This window comes from Puribacter membranae (assembly GCF_055380425.1).
Genome location: NZ_AP040167.1, coordinates 1,423,240 through 1,438,333, shown reverse-complemented (window position 1 = coordinate 1,438,333; position 15,094 = coordinate 1,423,240). Strand labels below are relative to the sequence as shown.

The following is a 15,094-nucleotide window of genomic DNA, read 5'->3' as shown; positions in this document are numbered from 1 at the left end:
GATGAAAGTCGGGGTGTTTTTTGATAGCTTGAGGATAGGTAGGTCGGATACTTGTATCCGACAACAATCGCCGATATTCCACCTAAATTTCAAGAAAATATGGCGTTATAACCCATGTGTCGGATACAAGTATCCGACCTACGTTGCTGAGTGAATTGGTGTTGAGCGATCTTGAAATGAATCAATTAACTCATGGATACATTTCAACAATGGATCTGTATTCGCAGCAGTTAGTTTGGCGGAATCAAATACCTGAATCTGCGACATCCCGCGTATCCACGTCATTTGCCGTTTCGCCAATTGGCGCGTCGCCGCTTGGCCTTTTTCGATCAGCTCATCATACCCATACGCGCCATCTAAGTGTTCCCACGCCTGACGGTAGCCGACGCAGCGCATGGACGGCAAGCCCAAATGCAGATCGCCACGCGCGCGCAAGGTTCGCATCTCGTCTAAAAATCCTTCGTTCAGCATGGTGACAAAGCGTTGATTGATACGCTCGTGCAAAATCGCGCGTGGCTCAGGAATCAGCGCAGTCAAAATTGGTTTGAATGACAACTCATGCGTGGTGGTATCCTCCGCCAACCACTCTGCCATCGGTTTGCCTGAAATGTGGAAAATTTCCAAGGCGCGGTTGATACGCTGCGCATCATTCGGCTCGATTCGCGCCGCAGTGATGGGGTCAATTTGCGCCAATTGTGCGTGCATGGCAGGCCAGCCCAAATCTGCTGCCTGCGCATCAATCTGCGCGCGAATCTGTGCGTCTGATTCGGGCAATTCGGTCAATGGCTCCAGCAGCGCTTTGACATACAGCATCGTTCCGCCAACCAATACCGGCAATCGCCCGCGCGCATGAATCTCGTGAATCAAACGCTGCGCATCCGCCGCAAACTGCGCTGCGCTGTACGCCTCGGTCGGCTCGATGATGTCGATCAGATGGTGCGGGCAAATAGCTTGCTCCGCGCGCGAGGGTTTCGCCGTGCCAATGTCCATACCCCGATACACCAGCGCCGAATCCACGCTGATGATCTCGATTGGCCGCTGTTGCGCCAAAGCCAATGCCAGCGCGGTTTTACCGGAGGCGGTCGGGCCGAGGATGAAGAGGGCGGTGGGTTTATCTTGAGTCATGCCTTTTACGCCATTCGCGTGACCACAATTCATGTTCCCATGCTTTGGGATGCAGATAAACTCCACAATATACACACTGTCGGGTCATCATATTGACTCCTTCACCACGAGCCCACCAAGTTGGTTTTTCAGCCCATGTTTGGTGGTCTTGCTTGTTGTTGCAATGGGGGCAGCGAAGGTAATTCCAAGAGAAAAAACTGCCGACAATAACGCTAAATAGTAAAAAATGCAGTATCCCAAATGGCAGCGTAATGTTAAAAACATTCGTAATAATGATAAGGGAGATGAATAGGATAAAAGGCAGATAGGAACATAAAAAGACGATACGCTTCTTGCGTGCAAATGTACGCAAAATGGCTTCTTGTTGATCGTCTGGTATGTTCGGAAAAATCATTATAACGACGCTTGCGTATGGTACGGTGTCAGTTCAATTGGCATTTTGTGTGTCATCGTACACATGTGTTTTGAATCAGAGTGAGGGTGGGCACAAAAAGGGACAATACCGCACCACCCCAAACCATCATAATTTCTTCAACACCGCCAACGTCGGCGCGGACTGGTTGAGCGTATAAAAATGCAGGCTCGGTGCGCCGATTTGGATCAGGCGCTCACACAGTTGCGCCACGACTTCTTCGCCGAAGGCTTGGATGCTGGCTTTGTCGTCGCCGTAGCTGGCGAGTTTGAGCAAAATCCAACGTGGAATTTCTGCGCCGCAGGTTTCGGAAAAGCGCGCCAGACGGCTGTAATTGGTGATCGGCATGATGCCCGGTACGATCGGTGCATTGACACCGGCTTTGCGCACGTCGTCAACAAAACGGGCGTAGGCATCGGCATTGTAGAAATATTGGGTGACGGCCATGTTCGCACCCGCGTGCATTTTGTTCACGAAGTGTTTGAGGTCGTCCTGCGGGGTGCGCGCTTGCGGATGGTATTCGGGATAGGCGGCCACGACGATTTGAAAATGCTCGCCACTGTGTTCACGAATGAGTTTGACCAGATCGGAGGCGTGGTTCAATTCGCCCATGCCGCCCATGCCCGATGGCAGGTCGCCGCGCAGCGCAACGATGCGGTTGACACCTTGCGCTTTGAGCCCGTCCAAAATCTCGGTGACTTTGCTTCGTGTCGCGCCGACGCAGGACAGATGCGGTGCGGCTTGGTGGCCTTGCGCACGGATGTTGGCCACGGCGTTGAAGGTGCCTTCTTGCGTGGAGCCGCCTGCGCCGTAGGTGACGGAGAAAAATTCGGGCGCGTGCGGCGCAAGTTCGGTCACGGTGTGCAGGAGTTTTTCTTCGCCTTCCGGTGTTTTCGGTGGAAAGAATTCAAAAGATACGGGAATAGAAAGGCTCATGATGTCTCTTTGATGTCAATGATTGAGTCGGGTTGGAACTGTGCGAATACGAAAAATTCGCGGTTGCCGTCGGTGCCGGTGATCGGGCTTTCAAAATAGTCCAATACGGTCAAATGTTGCGCGAGGCAGGCTTGGATGATGTTGCTCTGTACTTCACTGTAACGCGCGGGATCTTTGACTATGCCTGCTTTGGACAGCGCCTCGGCGTCTAATTCGAACTGCGGTTTGACCAGCATCAGGATGTGGCCATTGGGTTTGAGCAAGCTGGATTCGTTTGGTGCAAAAATCGGTAGGATTTTGGTCAGCGAAATGAAGGATAAGTCCGCCACCGCCAGATCAAAATGATGTGTGATCGGCGTGAGATCACGCACACCCGTGTCACTCGCCCAATCGTCCCAGCGCTCCGCTAGGGTCTCGGCGTCTAAATGCCGTGCATTGAGGTTTTCAAATAGGGTCAGGCGTGACTCTGTCTGCAAACGCGTGTGTAGCTGGTCGTGCCCCACATCAATGCCAACGACGTGCGCCGCGCCGTGCTGCAATAAGCAGTCGGCAAAGCCGCCGGTACTCGTACCCAAATCCAAAGCGTTCAAACCCGTGACGGACAGTTGCGTGTGCGCCAGCGCACCGGCGAGCTTCATACCCGCGCGCGAGGCGTATTTGTCCGTGTCCGACGGGATGAGTTCGAGCAAAGCGGTGTCGTCCAATTCGTACGCCGCTTTTTTCAGCGTTTGCCACTCGCGACCGTTGTGCCAGCGCACGCGTGCATCACCGATCAGGCGCTGCGCATGCGCGCGCGAATCGGCCAAACCTTGCGTGACGAGAACCTGATCCAAACGTGGCATAGAAATTTATGGCTTCGGTGCTTGATTGGGCAGGAGCAATGAGCTGGATGCCCATGTGATCAAGCTGTAGACAATCGCCGCCCAAAACGCTGTGCCAAATGTGTCAATGGTAAAGCCTTTGACAATATTGCTGACCAAGTACAAAAGTCCTGCGTTGATGAGTAGTGTGACGATACCGAGTGTGAGAATTTGCAAAGGCAGAGTGAGAAAACTCACCACGGGTTTGATGAACGTGTTGATCAAACCCAAAACGAGTGCGGCGATCAAGGCGGTCATGCCTTGGTCAATGTGCACGCCATTGAACAAATAAGGTAAAGTCAACAATGCAACCGTGGCAATTGCCCAGTGAATCAACCAACGAGCCATGAGTTTTCTCCTGTGTTAGATGCAAGGTTTCTGCTAAAACATATCGTCTGTATCGCACTTATCGTCCATTGAGTCTGGGTTGCCCTGACTCAATGGAGCATTCAAGCCAACCGAAAAAAGTAGGGTTCTACTTTTTTCGAATATTTTTAGTAACGGTAGTGGTCCGGTTTATACGGTCCTTCAACCTTAACGCCAATGTAGTCCGCCTGCTCTGGCGTCAGCACGGTTAGTTTCGCACCGATGCGCTCCAAGTGCAAGCGCGCGACTTTCTCATCCAGATGTTTTGGCAAAACATAGACTTCATTGTTGTATTTGTCACCATGCGCGAATAACTCCATCTGCGCCAAAGTCTGATTGGTGAACGAGTTGCTCATCACGAACGACGGGTGACCGGTGGCGCAGCCGAGGTTAATCAGGCGACCTTCGGCCAACAAAATGATGCGTTTGCCATCAGGAAACACAATGTGGTCGACCTGTGGTTTGATGTTGTCCCATTGCAGATTTTTGATACCGGCGACGTCGATTTCATTGTCAAAGTGACCGATGTTACACACGATCGCTTGGTCACGCATTTTCGCCATGTGCGCGGCGGTGATGATGTCTTTGTTACCCGTGGTGGTGACGAAAATGTCGGCGGTTTCAACCACGTCTTCGAGGGTCACCACGCGGTAGCCTTCCATAGCGGCTTGCAGCGCGCAAATCGGGTCGATCTCGGTGACGAGAACGGTCGCACCGAGACCGCGCAAAGATTGCGCTGAGCCTTTGCCCACGTCGCCGTAGCCGCAGACCACGGCGACTTTACCGGCGATCATCACGTCGGTCGCGCGCTTGATACCGTCGACCAGTGATTCGCGACAGCCATATAAGTTGTCAAATTTGGATTTGGTGACGGAGTCATTGACGTTGATCGCTGGGAACGGCAAATCGCCGTCTTTGGCCAGTTGATACAGACGTTTTACGCCGGTGGTGGTTTCTTCGGTCACGCCTTGGATTGAGGTCAAGCGAGTGGAATACCATTTCGGATCGGTTTTGAGTTGCTCGCGGATGGCGGCGAACAGGATGGTCTCTTCGTGTGAGCCTGGGTTGTCGAGCACGCTCAGATCTTTTTCCGCTTTCGCGCCGAGGATCAGCAGCATGGTTGCATCACCACCGTCATCGAGAATCATGTTGGCATACGAACCATTGCCCCAGTCGAAGATTTTGTGGGTGAACGCCCAGTAGTCCTCCAATGATTCGCCTTTGTACGCGAATACCGGCGTGCCAGCGGCTACGATAGCGGCAGCGGCGTGGTCTTGGGTCGAGAAAATATTGCACGACACCCAGCGCACTTCTGCGCCGAGGGCTTGCAAGGTTTCAATCAGCACGGCGGTCTGAATGGTCATGTGCAATGAACCGGCGATGCGTGCGCCTTTGAGCGGCTGGCTCGTGCCGTATTCTTTGCGCAATGCCATCAAGCCCGGCATTTCGGTTTCGGCGATGTTGAGTTCTTTGCGACCCCAGTCAGCCAAGGCGATGTCGGCGATGTGGGCGTTTTCGGTGATATACATAATCTGCTCCAATAAAATTTACTGATTCAAAAACGCATGCATGCGCGATTGAAATCCAAAATAAGTGTCGGGCAGTGAGGAGTGATCGGAGGATCGGAGTGATCTATGTGATCGGAAAACTCGCTCACTTAAAACCGCTTTTAAATTTTAAACACACTATAAAAGGGAAAAGTGAGCGTCGTTGAGGTAGCCATTCATTCTGAAATTCTGAAGGGCTGTGCATCGAGCCTGATAGTCGGTGAGTAGAGTGACTGTTGCAACGCTCCTCGATGCGAGGCGCAAATTATAGCATAAGTAGCTCATTGATAAATCAGAAAAAACAGCCGTTTTTTGATCGGCTGCAATGAATGAAAGGGTGAATGAAAGGGTGAATGAAGGAGTGAATAAAAGGGGGCGAGAAATTTGCCCCTTTGACTTTGATAAAGTGAAAATATTTTATAAGGTATTGGAAATGGTTTGCTTCATTTGCTCGGCGGTCATGGTCGGATCTAACCACGATTGAACGAGTGCAGGAAATATGCTTTGGGCTTTTTGAATATCGCTGAAAATGAGGACTAATTGGTCGATTGTTTCACTCGGTAAATCGCCAAAGATACTAACCCAAGCGGCAATGGGGTGTGTGTCCTGAGGTTTGTATTCAATCACGATGGCTTTGCGCAGTTGATGATCGACAAAGCTAAGGCTATCGGTATGATCAATCAGTGAGCCATCCAGGCCGTGTTTGTTCAACCAAGGCTTCCAGCAAGCGAGTGCGGGCTGATTTTCTAAAATCTGATCCCAAATTTTTTGTGATGGCTGGTGTGGTTTTGGGTGCGGTCTTGGGTATGGTTGTGGACTCATGGCGCGACTCTTTTTGAGCAGATGGGGCGTGAATGGCTTGCATGCGATTGTACATAAAAAGATTATCTAAATCGTGCGAATTATTCAGAATTTTTTACCAGAAGGTATTATAAGTTCGGTACATATTTTCATTAAATCGTTATCACTCAAGCGTATAATCCAAATAGCATTGCAGTGATCGTGTAAGACGCTTTAGTAGAGGAAAAGAGGAGAAAAACAATGGACTTTCTAACCAACTTAAGTGAGGGCACGCAATTTGCCATCCAATTAGCCGTTGTCTTGCTGTGTTTGTTCTACGGTGCGAAAAAAGGCGGGATTGCGCTGGGTTTGCTCGGTGGTATCGGTTTGTTTATGCTGGTGTTTTTGTTCAAAATCCAGCCGGGTAAGCCTGCGGTTGATGTGATGCTCACCATCTTGGCCGTGGTTGCGGCCAGTGCGACGTTACAAGCCAGCGGTGGTTTGGATGTGATGTTGCAGTTGGCGGAAAAAGTTTTGCGTAAAAATCCGAAATACATCAGTATCCTCGCGCCATTTACCACGTTTTTCCTGACGATGCTGTGCGGTACGGGGCACGTGGTGTACACGATGTTACCGATTATTTATGATATCGCGATTAAAAATAATATTCGTCCTGAGCGTCCGATGGCGGCATCCTCGATTTCATCCCAAATCGGTATTATCGCCAGTCCGGTATCGGTGGCGGTGGTGTCCTTGACCGCATTTTTGATGGGCGCGAGCACGAAGCTCAATGGCTTTAACGGTTATTTGGATTTGCTGTCAATCACCATTCCGGCGTCTATGCTGGGGGTTTTGGCTATTGGGATTTTTAGTTGGTTCCGTGGTAAAGATTTGGATAAAGATCCGGTATTCCAAGCGTACATTTCCAAACCAGAAAACCGTGAATATGTGTACGGCGACTCCACGACTTTGCTGGGCAAAAAGCTGCCGATGGAAAGCTGGAAAGCGATGTGGATTTTCTTGGGTGCGATTGCCGTGGTTGCATTGCTCGGTGCTTTTGAAAACTTGCGTCCGGCATGGATGATCAAGGATAAATTGACCCGTCTGAATATGGTGAATACCATTCAGATTTTCATGCTGTTGGCGGGTGCGTTGATGGTCATTTTCACCAAAGTGGATGCGAGCAAAATCGGTAAAAATGAAATTTTCCGCAGCGGTATGATCGCGCTGGTGGCGGTGTTTGGGATTTCGTGGATGGCCGACTCGATGTTTGAAGTGCACACGCCGATGATTAAAGATATGCTCGGTGGCGTGGTGCAGCAGCATCCATGGACCTATGCGCTGATGTTGCTTTTGATTTCTAAATTTGTGAACTCGCAAGCCGCTGCAATTGCCGCCTTCGTGCCGCTGGCATTGGGCATTGGCGTGCCGCCGGGTGTGATCGTGGCGTTTGCACCTGCGTGTTACGGCTACTACATTTTGCCAACCTATCCGAGCGATTTGGCTGCGATTCAATTTGACCGCAGCGGCACAACGCACATCGGTAAATTTGTGATCAACCACAGCTTTATTTTGCCGGGCTTGATCGGTGTGACCACCGCGTGTATTTTTGGCTATATTTTTGCCAGCATGCGCGGATTTATCTGATGCAGGTCTCGGTTTAATCATGTGATGCACAGCCGCCCAAGTCAACTTGGGCGGTTTTCTTTTGGCGACGGGGAAAAATAGGGCTTCTCGCGCCGTGAATCTGCAATTTCACCCGCTTCACGGTGTACAATGCGGCGGTTAATGATTTAGTTATGATATTTACTTTCAAATAGCATTATGAACGAAGTTGCTCAATATTTCGCCGTCATCGGCAATCCGATCGCGCACAGCAAATCGCCTGAAATCCACGCGCAGTTTGCCGCGCAGTTGGGTATCGTGCTGCGCTACGAGCGCGTATTGGCGCCGGTTGATGGCTTTGCGAATACGCTTGATGCTTTGCGCGCGCAGGGTTTGCGTGGTTGCAACGTCACCGTGCCGTTTAAGTTGGATGCGTTTGCTTATGCGCACGAACGCTCGGCGGATGTGCGGTGGGCGGGCGCGAGCAATACCTTGAGTTTTGCCGATGGCACAATCAAAGCCGACAATACCGACGGCGTGGGCTTGGTGCGTGACATCACGCATAATCTGGGCGTGCGTTTACATGGGAAAAACGTGTTGCTGCTCGGTGCGGGCGGCGCGGCGCGCGGTGTACTGCGCCCGATTTTAAATGAGCAGCCGGCCCACGTCGTGGTGAAAAACCGCAGTTTGGACAAGGCGCAGGCTTGGTTGGCCGAGATTGAGCAAAACGCAGATTTTCATGAGGTGGTTGGTGCGTGTGAGCTGCGCGTGGCGGCGTGGGCGGATGAGGTCGCCAGTGAATACGATGTGATTATCAATGCGACCGCGAGCGGCTTGTCTGACGCATTTACGCCGCCGTCGGGCGTGGCGTTTGCGGCGAATGCTTTGGCGTACGACATGATGTATGGCAAACCAACCGCATTTCTCGCGTGGGCGCGTGCGCATGGCGCGCAAACTGCGGACGGCTGGGGTATGTTGGTTGAGCAGGCGGCGAGAAGCTTTTATATTTGGCATGGCGTTGCACCGGACACGGCGCCGCTGTTTAGACGAATCGAACAAGGGGACGCATAATGTGGCGTTATTGGCTCAAGCCCTATATCTATTCGCTGTTCGCCATTTTTGTGGTGTTTCAAATCTGGTGCGTCGCATGGCTGGCTTTGTACAGCTTGGGTGTGCATCCGTTCACGGCGTTTATGAAGGCTGAACAAATGCGCCTGATTCCGGCCAAAGGGCAGTTTTTACTGGAGCGCGATTGGCGCAGCTACGGCGAGATTTCGGACAATCTGAAAAAAGCCGTCGTGGCCTCTGAGGATGCGGGCTTTGTCGAGCACGACGGCGTGGATTGGAACGCCATCGACACCGCAAAAAAACGCAACGAACGGCGCGGTAAAATCATCTCGGGCGGTTCGACCATCTCCATGCAGTTGACCAAAAACCTGTTTCTCTCGTCCAACCGCAGTTATCTGCGCAAGGCCGAGGAAATCGGCATGACCTATGTGATGGAGCTGATGCTGCCCAAGGATAAAATCCTCGAAATTTACCTGAACTCAGTCGAGTGGGGCGAGGGTGTGTTTGGCGCGCAGGCGGCGGCACAGCATTATTTCAAACGCGATGCGAATCAATTGAGCGCGCAGCAGGCAGCGAAACTCGCGGTGATGCTACCCGCGCCGAAATTTTACGATGCCAATCGCAAGCACCGCAACCTCGGTCGTCGCGCAAACGTGATTTTGCGGCGCATGGGTGGCGCGCAAATTCCAGATGACGAGGGGATTTAATTGGTGCGTCATGATCCGCCGCTATCATTCTTTTCCAGCTTGAATCCACATCATTGGGGCAAGCCGACGGCGTATGCCGCGCTCGCGATCTCGATGATGCTGGTCGGCGCGTATGTCGCGCTGTCCAAAGAGCTGCTCACGGTGTTTCCACCGTTTGCGCTGGCGTGGGTGCGGTTTTTGATCGCAGCGGTGTTTATGGCGCCGTGGCTGCTGACGTGGCGCGGTAAAGTGGCGAGCGTACCGAAACACGATCGCTGGGTGCTGTTCGGCATGTCGTTTTTCGGCAATTTTTTGTTCACGTTATGCATGCTGTACGGCGTGGCGCACACCTCGGCGACGGCGGCGGGCATCATCATGAGTTTGCTCCCCGCAGTGATCGCGCTGATTTCCGCGTGGGTGCTGCGCGAGCATTTGACCCGATCAAGTGTGTTGACCATTGCCTTGGCGGTGTTGGGCGTGATGAGTTTGAGTTTGAATAAAGCGGATGCAGGGCAAACGATTTTGGGCAACACAATGATGGTCGGTGCGCTGCTGTGCGAGGCGTTTTACGTGGTGGGCGCGAAATATTTGAGTCGTGGCTATTCGCCCAAACAGGTAGCGGTGGCGATGAATACCTTCGGGCTGGTTTTGACCACGCCGCTGGCGCTCACGCAGCTCGGTCAAGTGAACTGGGCGGCGATTTCGTGGGGCGGATGGGCATTGATGGTGTTTTATGCTGTGGCGGCCAGTCAAATTGCGCCGTGGCTGTGGTTTAATGGTTTAAAATGGATTCCGGCCAATCGCGCGGGCGTGATGACCGTGGCTTTGCCGCTGACGGCGGCTTTGATCGGTGTGACCTGGTTTCACGAGGTCTGGACGATTTATCACACAGTGGCGTTTGCCTGCGCCTTATCGGGCATTGTTTTAATGGCGTTTTCCAAATCAACAGAGCAAGCAACCGAGCAAGTTCATTCGCATTGAGCATATAAAAATGGCAGATTCAGACAAAATATTCAATCCGACGCCAACCGATGACCTGCCTCAGGACGGCAAATCAAAGGGCGAATCCGAACAACACTTCGAGACCGAGCAGGCTGCTCAGGCGCTGGAAATGGTGCACACCTTGCTCAATTGGCGCGAGGCGCACGTGCGTGGCGTGGCCACGGATATGAATGAGCTGATGACGGTCAACGCACACGCGGATACGGAAATGCGCTGGGTGCTCGATGGTCTGCATCCGGCGGATATCGCCTACGTACTCGAAGCCTTGCCGCTGGACGATCGTTTGCATGTATGGGGTTTGGTCGATCCGGCGCGTGACGGTGAGATTTTGCTCGAAGTCTCCGACTCGGTGCGTGAAACGCTGATCGCCGACATGAGCCGCCAAGAGATGGTGGCGGCGACGAAAAACCTCGATACCGACGAGATTGCCGATCTGGCCGATGACTTGCCGCGCGAGGTCGTGGAAGAAGTCGCCGAGAGCCTGCCGCTCGAAGAGCGTGCGCAGTTGCGCGCCGCCATGAGCTACCCCGACGACGTGGTCGGCTCGGCGATGGACTACGACATGCTCACCACGCGCCCTGATGTGACACTGGAAATGGTGTTGGCGCAGTTGCGACAAATGGATGGCCTGCCCGAGCAGACCGACCAGATTTTTGTGGTCGATGACGACAATCAATTTCTCGGGCGTCTGAGTTTGAACCGCCTGCTGGTCAATCAGCCGGATATACTGGTCGGCGACGTGATGCGCAAAGAAGTGTTCCAGCTCAATCCGCTGGACGATATGGACGACGCGGCGCAAGCATTTGAGCGCTATGACTTGGTCAGTGCGCCGGTGGTCGATGGCCAAGGGCGCTTGGTCGGCCGTTTGACCATTGACGAAGTGGTCGATGCGATTCGTGAACAGGGCGAGGCAGACTATTTGGCGCAAGTCGGTTTGAAAGAAGAGCAGGATATTTTCTCCAGCGTGCTCAACGCCGTGCGCAACCGCGCGCCGTGGCTGCTGGTCAATCTGTGTACCGCCGGTTTTGCCTCGTATGTCGCCTCACGCTTTGAAAATACCGTCGCGCACATCGTCGTACTCGCGTTTCTCATGTCCATCGTTGCGGGGATTGGCGGTAACTCGGGCAACCAGACCATGACGCTGGTGATCCGCGCACTCGCGCTCGGGCAAGTGACCAGCTCGAATGTACGCGATTTGATTAAAAAAGAACTCTCCGTGACCGTGCTCGCCGGCTTGGCCGGTGGCGTGATTGCCGCGATTTTTGCCTACATGATCTCCGGCAGCCTGCCGCTCGCCGCCGTGATGATGGCCTCGATGGTGTGCAATATGCTGGTCGGCGTAAGCGTGGGCATGTTTGTGCCGATCATGCGCGAAAAATACGGCAAAGACCCAGCGGTCGGCTCCAGCGTGCTGCTGACCTTCGCCACCGATACCATGGGCTTTCTGATTTTCCTCGGGTTGGCGACGGTGTTTTTATTGTAACTATTTGTTGAGAGCGTTATTATCTCGGTGTATCGGATCAATTTAAGAATGATGGTCTTTGTCCAGTACGATGACCGAATATAGGCTGATTTTTTTGTCTTTCAATTAAAAATCAAATAGTTGTATTTTTTAGTGGCGTGTTATGTGTCAATTTGAAGAATGTTATTTGACACATAGTGACGCATAAGTATAGTTAGGCAACAGTAAAACAAGGGTAGAGCCATGCGAATCAACTATGTGCTGATCGACCTTGAGAACGTTCAGCCGGCGTCACTTGCTGGCCTTGATGCTGAATTCTTCAAGGTTCTGATCTTCGTTGGCGCAAGCCAAACCAAGATCCCCTTTGAGTTGGCATCAGTTGCTCAACGACTGGGCGAGCGGGCGGCCTACATCAAGATTGCAGCCAACGGGAGCAATGCGCTGGACTTTCACATTGCGTACTACATCGGAAGATTGGCGCAACAAGACCCAACGGCCTACTTTCACATCATCTCCAAAGACACGGGATTTGACCCACTTATTCAGCATCTGAAGTCACAGAAGATCGGTGCAACCAGATCTAAAGACATCAGCGAAATTCCGTTGCTCAAAGCGGCAAACTCCAAGACCCTTCAGGAAAAAACTGCGGTCGTCATTGCCAACCTGAAACAGCGCGGCGCGTCCAGGCCACGCACGGTTAAAACGCTATCGAGCACCATCCTCTCGCTATTCCAGAAGCAACTCCCAGGCGAAGAGTTGACACTGCTCTTGGCTGAGCTGCAATCATCCGGCGCCATCACAATCAGCGAAAACAAGGTGTCATATGCTTTGCCCGAAACTGTCGCCTAACTGGGCGGTCAAGCGGACGCCAATAAGGGCCATGGCTTCGCCATTGTCCTGGCCCTTGTTGGTGCCCTTCAGTCGCTGCGCTCCTTGCGGCGCCGCTTACCTTGGGCGTTAGGTTAACGGGAGGCATATAAATATTACCAGAGGTTTCTGTGGAGATTGATGTCGGATACAAGTATCCGACCTATGATGGATTTTTCAATAATATTTCGCTGGGGTTCGGTACGTCATCGCCAGCCTACGGTTTTATTGCAACTGCTGCACAATCTGCTGATGTAAGCTCGGATTGGCGGCAATTACGGTGGTGTTCTCAAAATGTACGGGTGAACCATCCACCGAGGTGACGAGGGCGCCGGCTTCCTGCGCGATGATGAGTCCGGCGGCGGCATCCCACGGTTTGAGGTTGATTTCATAGTAGCCGTCCATCGTACCGCGTGCGACGTAGCATAAATCCAATGCCGCAGAGCCGAGCCGACGAATGTCGCGTACATGGGGCAGCATTTTGTCCATGGTTTGCATGACCCATGCGTAATCGGCGCCTTGCTCCACTTTGCTGTACGGAAATCCGGTGGCGATCAAGGCTTGTTGCAAAGTGTCCTGCGTGCTGACGTGGATGGTTTTGCCGTTGCAGCACGCGCCTTCGCCGCGCACTGCGCAAAACAGTTCGTCCAAAATCGGGTTGTAGACCACGCCCATCACGCCTTCGCCGTGCTCATACACGCCGATGGAGATCGCTACATGCGGTATGCCGTGAACAAAGTTGGTGGTGCCGTCAATCGGGTCGATGTAGATGGCTTTCTCAAATACTGTGCCGAAATCCCCACGATGCGTTTCTTCGCCGATCAGCGTGTGCTCGGGAAAAGCGGCACGTAGTTTTTCTATGATGAATTGCTCGGTGGCGACGTCGTACTGGGTGACCAAATCGACCGTGCCTTTGTGGGTGATTTCTTTGCTGGCGGCGAATCCTTTGCGCACGATGGCGCCGGCTTCGAGGGCAATGCTTTTGAGAATTTCGATGCTGCTGGCGTGATGTGGGGTATTCATTTTTTGTAAGATAAGCGGGTTGAGTGTCATGAACAACGCCGCTTATTCTACGTCAAGGCCAAGGACAAACTGTGGAGCTGCACTGTGGAGAAGATGTCCACAATTCACGGCTTGCCTCAAAAAGGTTGTAGATGTTTATAGTGCCATCATGCGCCGATACCACGCGTGGAAATGCTGCATACCATCCTCCATCGGGCTTTGATATGGGCCGACTTCGTTGTCGCCGCGCTGGTACAGCGCACGCCGCCCCTGATCCATGCGTTCGGCAATTTCGTCGTCCTCCCGCACGGTTTCCATGTAGGCGTTGCGTTGCGCCTCCATGTAGTCGGGTTCAAACGCGACGATGTCGTCGTGGTAGTAGTATTCGACCACGTTCAGCGTTTGGTTCAATCCCTGCGGGTATAGTGTGGAGACCACGAGCGTGTTTGGATACCATTCGACCATGACGTTTGGGTAGTAGGTGAGCCAAATCGCGCCTTGCGCCGGTGGTGCGCCGTTTTGGTATTTGAGTACCTCGTCGTGCCATTTTTGGTAGGCGGGCGAGCCGGGTTTGGCGAGTTGGTTAAACACGCCGACGGTTTGCACGCTGTAATGCTCACCGAATTGCCATGCGAGGTCGTCGCAGGTGACAAAACCGCTTAAACCCGGGTGAAACGGCGCGACGTGGTAGTCCTCCAAATAGACTTCGATAAAGGTTTTCCAGTTGTAATTGCAGGTGTGTTGCTCGATGCGACCGAGCGCGTAGTTATCGAAATTGAGCTTATCGGCCACACCCATCTGGGTCAAATCGCGCGCGACTTGCGATTCGCTACCACCTTTGAACAGCATGCCGTTCCAGCTCTGCACAGGTGTTTGGTGCAGGTTCAGGCAGGGATCATCGGCAAAATGCGGCGCGCCGAGCAGTTTGCCTGCGCGGTCGTAGGTCCAGCGGTGCAGCGGGCAGACGATATTTTGCGCGTTGCCCCGATCGGTCAGCATGATGGCTTGGCGGTGGCGGCAGACGTTGGACAGCAGGCGTACTTGGCCTTTGTCACGGATCAGCGCGCGACCGTTTTGCTCGCTGGCGAGGACTTGATAGTCGCCTTCATTCGGCACCATCAGCTCGTGACCGACGTATTGCGGGCGGTTTTTGAACAGCAGTTCGAGTTCGCGTTGATACAAGCATTCGTCAAAGTAGACGGAGACGGGCAGTTGTGTCTGCCCCATAGACAGTTCGGTTGCGTTACCCGGATGGGTCATGGTTTTATCCCTTAGTAAGTCCGGCGGCTGCGATGGCAGCTCGGTCCCGGCGGTCATGTCCACGGATGGACAGCCATTCGTCTGGTAAACGGTGTCATTCCCAAGGGAGGGAGCAC

General features: G+C 52.9%; 14 protein-coding genes and 1 riboswitch. Of the genes, 6 read left to right on the top strand and 8 right to left on the bottom strand.

What is annotated here, in order from left to right; genetic code table 11:
- Window positions 1-138 precede the first annotated feature (138 nt).
- The 6 genes from miaA to ACZ41M_RS06925 all read right to left on the bottom strand — a co-directional run bounded on the left by miaA (window position 139) and on the right by ACZ41M_RS06925 (window position 6,068).
- On the bottom strand, window positions 139-1,125 hold the full coding sequence (gene miaA / locus ACZ41M_RS06950; protein WP_464731858.1) for a tRNA (adenosine(37)-N6)-dimethylallyltransferase MiaA: 987 nt from the start codon (window positions 1,123-1,125) through the stop codon (window positions 139-141).
- 520 nt (window positions 1,126-1,645) lie between these two features.
- Window positions 1,646-2,473 (bottom strand): methylenetetrahydrofolate reductase [NAD(P)H], encoded by an 828-nt coding sequence (gene metF, locus ACZ41M_RS06945; RefSeq protein WP_464731859.1) that lies wholly within the window; start codon window positions 2,471-2,473, stop codon window positions 1,646-1,648.
- Window positions 2,470-3,315, bottom strand: a complete 846-nt coding sequence (locus ACZ41M_RS06940) for a TlyA family RNA methyltransferase (RefSeq protein WP_464731860.1) — start codon at window positions 3,313-3,315, stop codon at window positions 2,470-2,472. The genes metF and ACZ41M_RS06940 overlap by 4 nt, the downstream gene beginning before the upstream one ends.
- 6 nt (window positions 3,316-3,321) lie before the next feature.
- Complete coding sequence (locus ACZ41M_RS06935; protein ID WP_464731861.1) at window positions 3,322-3,681, bottom strand: phage holin family protein; 360 nt, start codon at window positions 3,679-3,681, stop codon at window positions 3,322-3,324.
- Window positions 3,682-3,827: 146 nt separating this feature from the next.
- Window positions 3,828-5,228 (bottom strand): adenosylhomocysteinase, encoded by a 1,401-nt coding sequence (gene ahcY, locus ACZ41M_RS06930; protein ID WP_464731862.1) that lies wholly within the window; start codon window positions 5,226-5,228, stop codon window positions 3,828-3,830.
- A 166-nt stretch (window positions 5,229-5,394) separates the two neighbouring features.
- Window positions 5,395-5,502, bottom strand: a riboswitch (S-adenosyl-L-homocysteine riboswitch).
- Between the two features lie 161 nt (window positions 5,503-5,663).
- Complete coding sequence (locus ACZ41M_RS06925; RefSeq protein ID WP_464731863.1) at window positions 5,664-6,068, bottom strand: hypothetical protein; 405 nt, start codon at window positions 6,066-6,068, stop codon at window positions 5,664-5,666.
- Between the two features lie 219 nt (window positions 6,069-6,287).
- Between ACZ41M_RS06925 and ACZ41M_RS06920 the strand changes: the two genes are divergently transcribed.
- From ACZ41M_RS06920 to ACZ41M_RS06895, 6 genes are all read left to right on the top strand, one after another.
- Window positions 6,288-7,673, top strand: coding sequence for an anaerobic C4-dicarboxylate transporter (locus tag ACZ41M_RS06920; RefSeq protein ID WP_464731864.1), 1,386 nt, complete (start codon window positions 6,288-6,290; stop codon window positions 7,671-7,673).
- A gap of 177 nt (window positions 7,674-7,850) precedes the next feature.
- Window positions 7,851-8,702, top strand: a complete 852-nt coding sequence (gene aroE / locus ACZ41M_RS06915; RefSeq protein WP_464731865.1) for a shikimate dehydrogenase — start codon at window positions 7,851-7,853, stop codon at window positions 8,700-8,702.
- A complete protein-coding gene (gene mtgA, locus ACZ41M_RS06910) occupies window positions 8,702-9,406 on the top strand; it encodes a monofunctional biosynthetic peptidoglycan transglycosylase (protein ID WP_464731866.1) in 705 nt (234 codons plus the stop codon). Before aroE ends, mtgA begins: the two co-directional genes overlap by 1 nt.
- A gap of 3 nt (window positions 9,407-9,409) precedes the next feature.
- Window positions 9,410-10,366: a DMT family transporter gene (locus ACZ41M_RS06905; RefSeq protein WP_464731867.1), complete on the top strand. Its 957-nt coding sequence runs from the start codon at window positions 9,410-9,412 to the stop codon at window positions 10,364-10,366.
- Window positions 10,367-10,376: 10 nt separating this feature from the next.
- Entirely contained in the window at window positions 10,377-11,870 is a 1,494-nt protein-coding gene (gene mgtE, locus ACZ41M_RS06900) for a magnesium transporter (protein WP_464731868.1), read from the top strand.
- Between the two features lie 222 nt (window positions 11,871-12,092).
- Window positions 12,093-12,698 carry a PIN domain-containing protein gene (locus ACZ41M_RS06895; protein ID WP_464731869.1) on the top strand — a complete coding sequence of 202 codons (606 nt, stop codon included), beginning with the start codon at window positions 12,093-12,095 and terminating at the stop codon, window positions 12,696-12,698.
- Between the two features lie 243 nt (window positions 12,699-12,941).
- On the opposite strand, the gene ACZ41M_RS06890 is transcribed toward ACZ41M_RS06895, so the two are convergent.
- Both ACZ41M_RS06890 and ACZ41M_RS06885 read right to left on the bottom strand, forming a co-directional pair.
- Window positions 12,942-13,739 (bottom strand): inositol monophosphatase family protein, encoded by a 798-nt coding sequence (locus ACZ41M_RS06890; protein ID WP_464731870.1) that lies wholly within the window; start codon window positions 13,737-13,739, stop codon window positions 12,942-12,944.
- A 135-nt stretch (window positions 13,740-13,874) separates the two neighbouring features.
- Complete coding sequence (locus ACZ41M_RS06885) at window positions 13,875-14,978, bottom strand: aromatic ring-hydroxylating oxygenase subunit alpha (protein WP_464732183.1); 1,104 nt, start codon at window positions 14,976-14,978, stop codon at window positions 13,875-13,877.
- Between the last annotated feature and the right edge of the window lie 116 nt (window positions 14,979-15,094).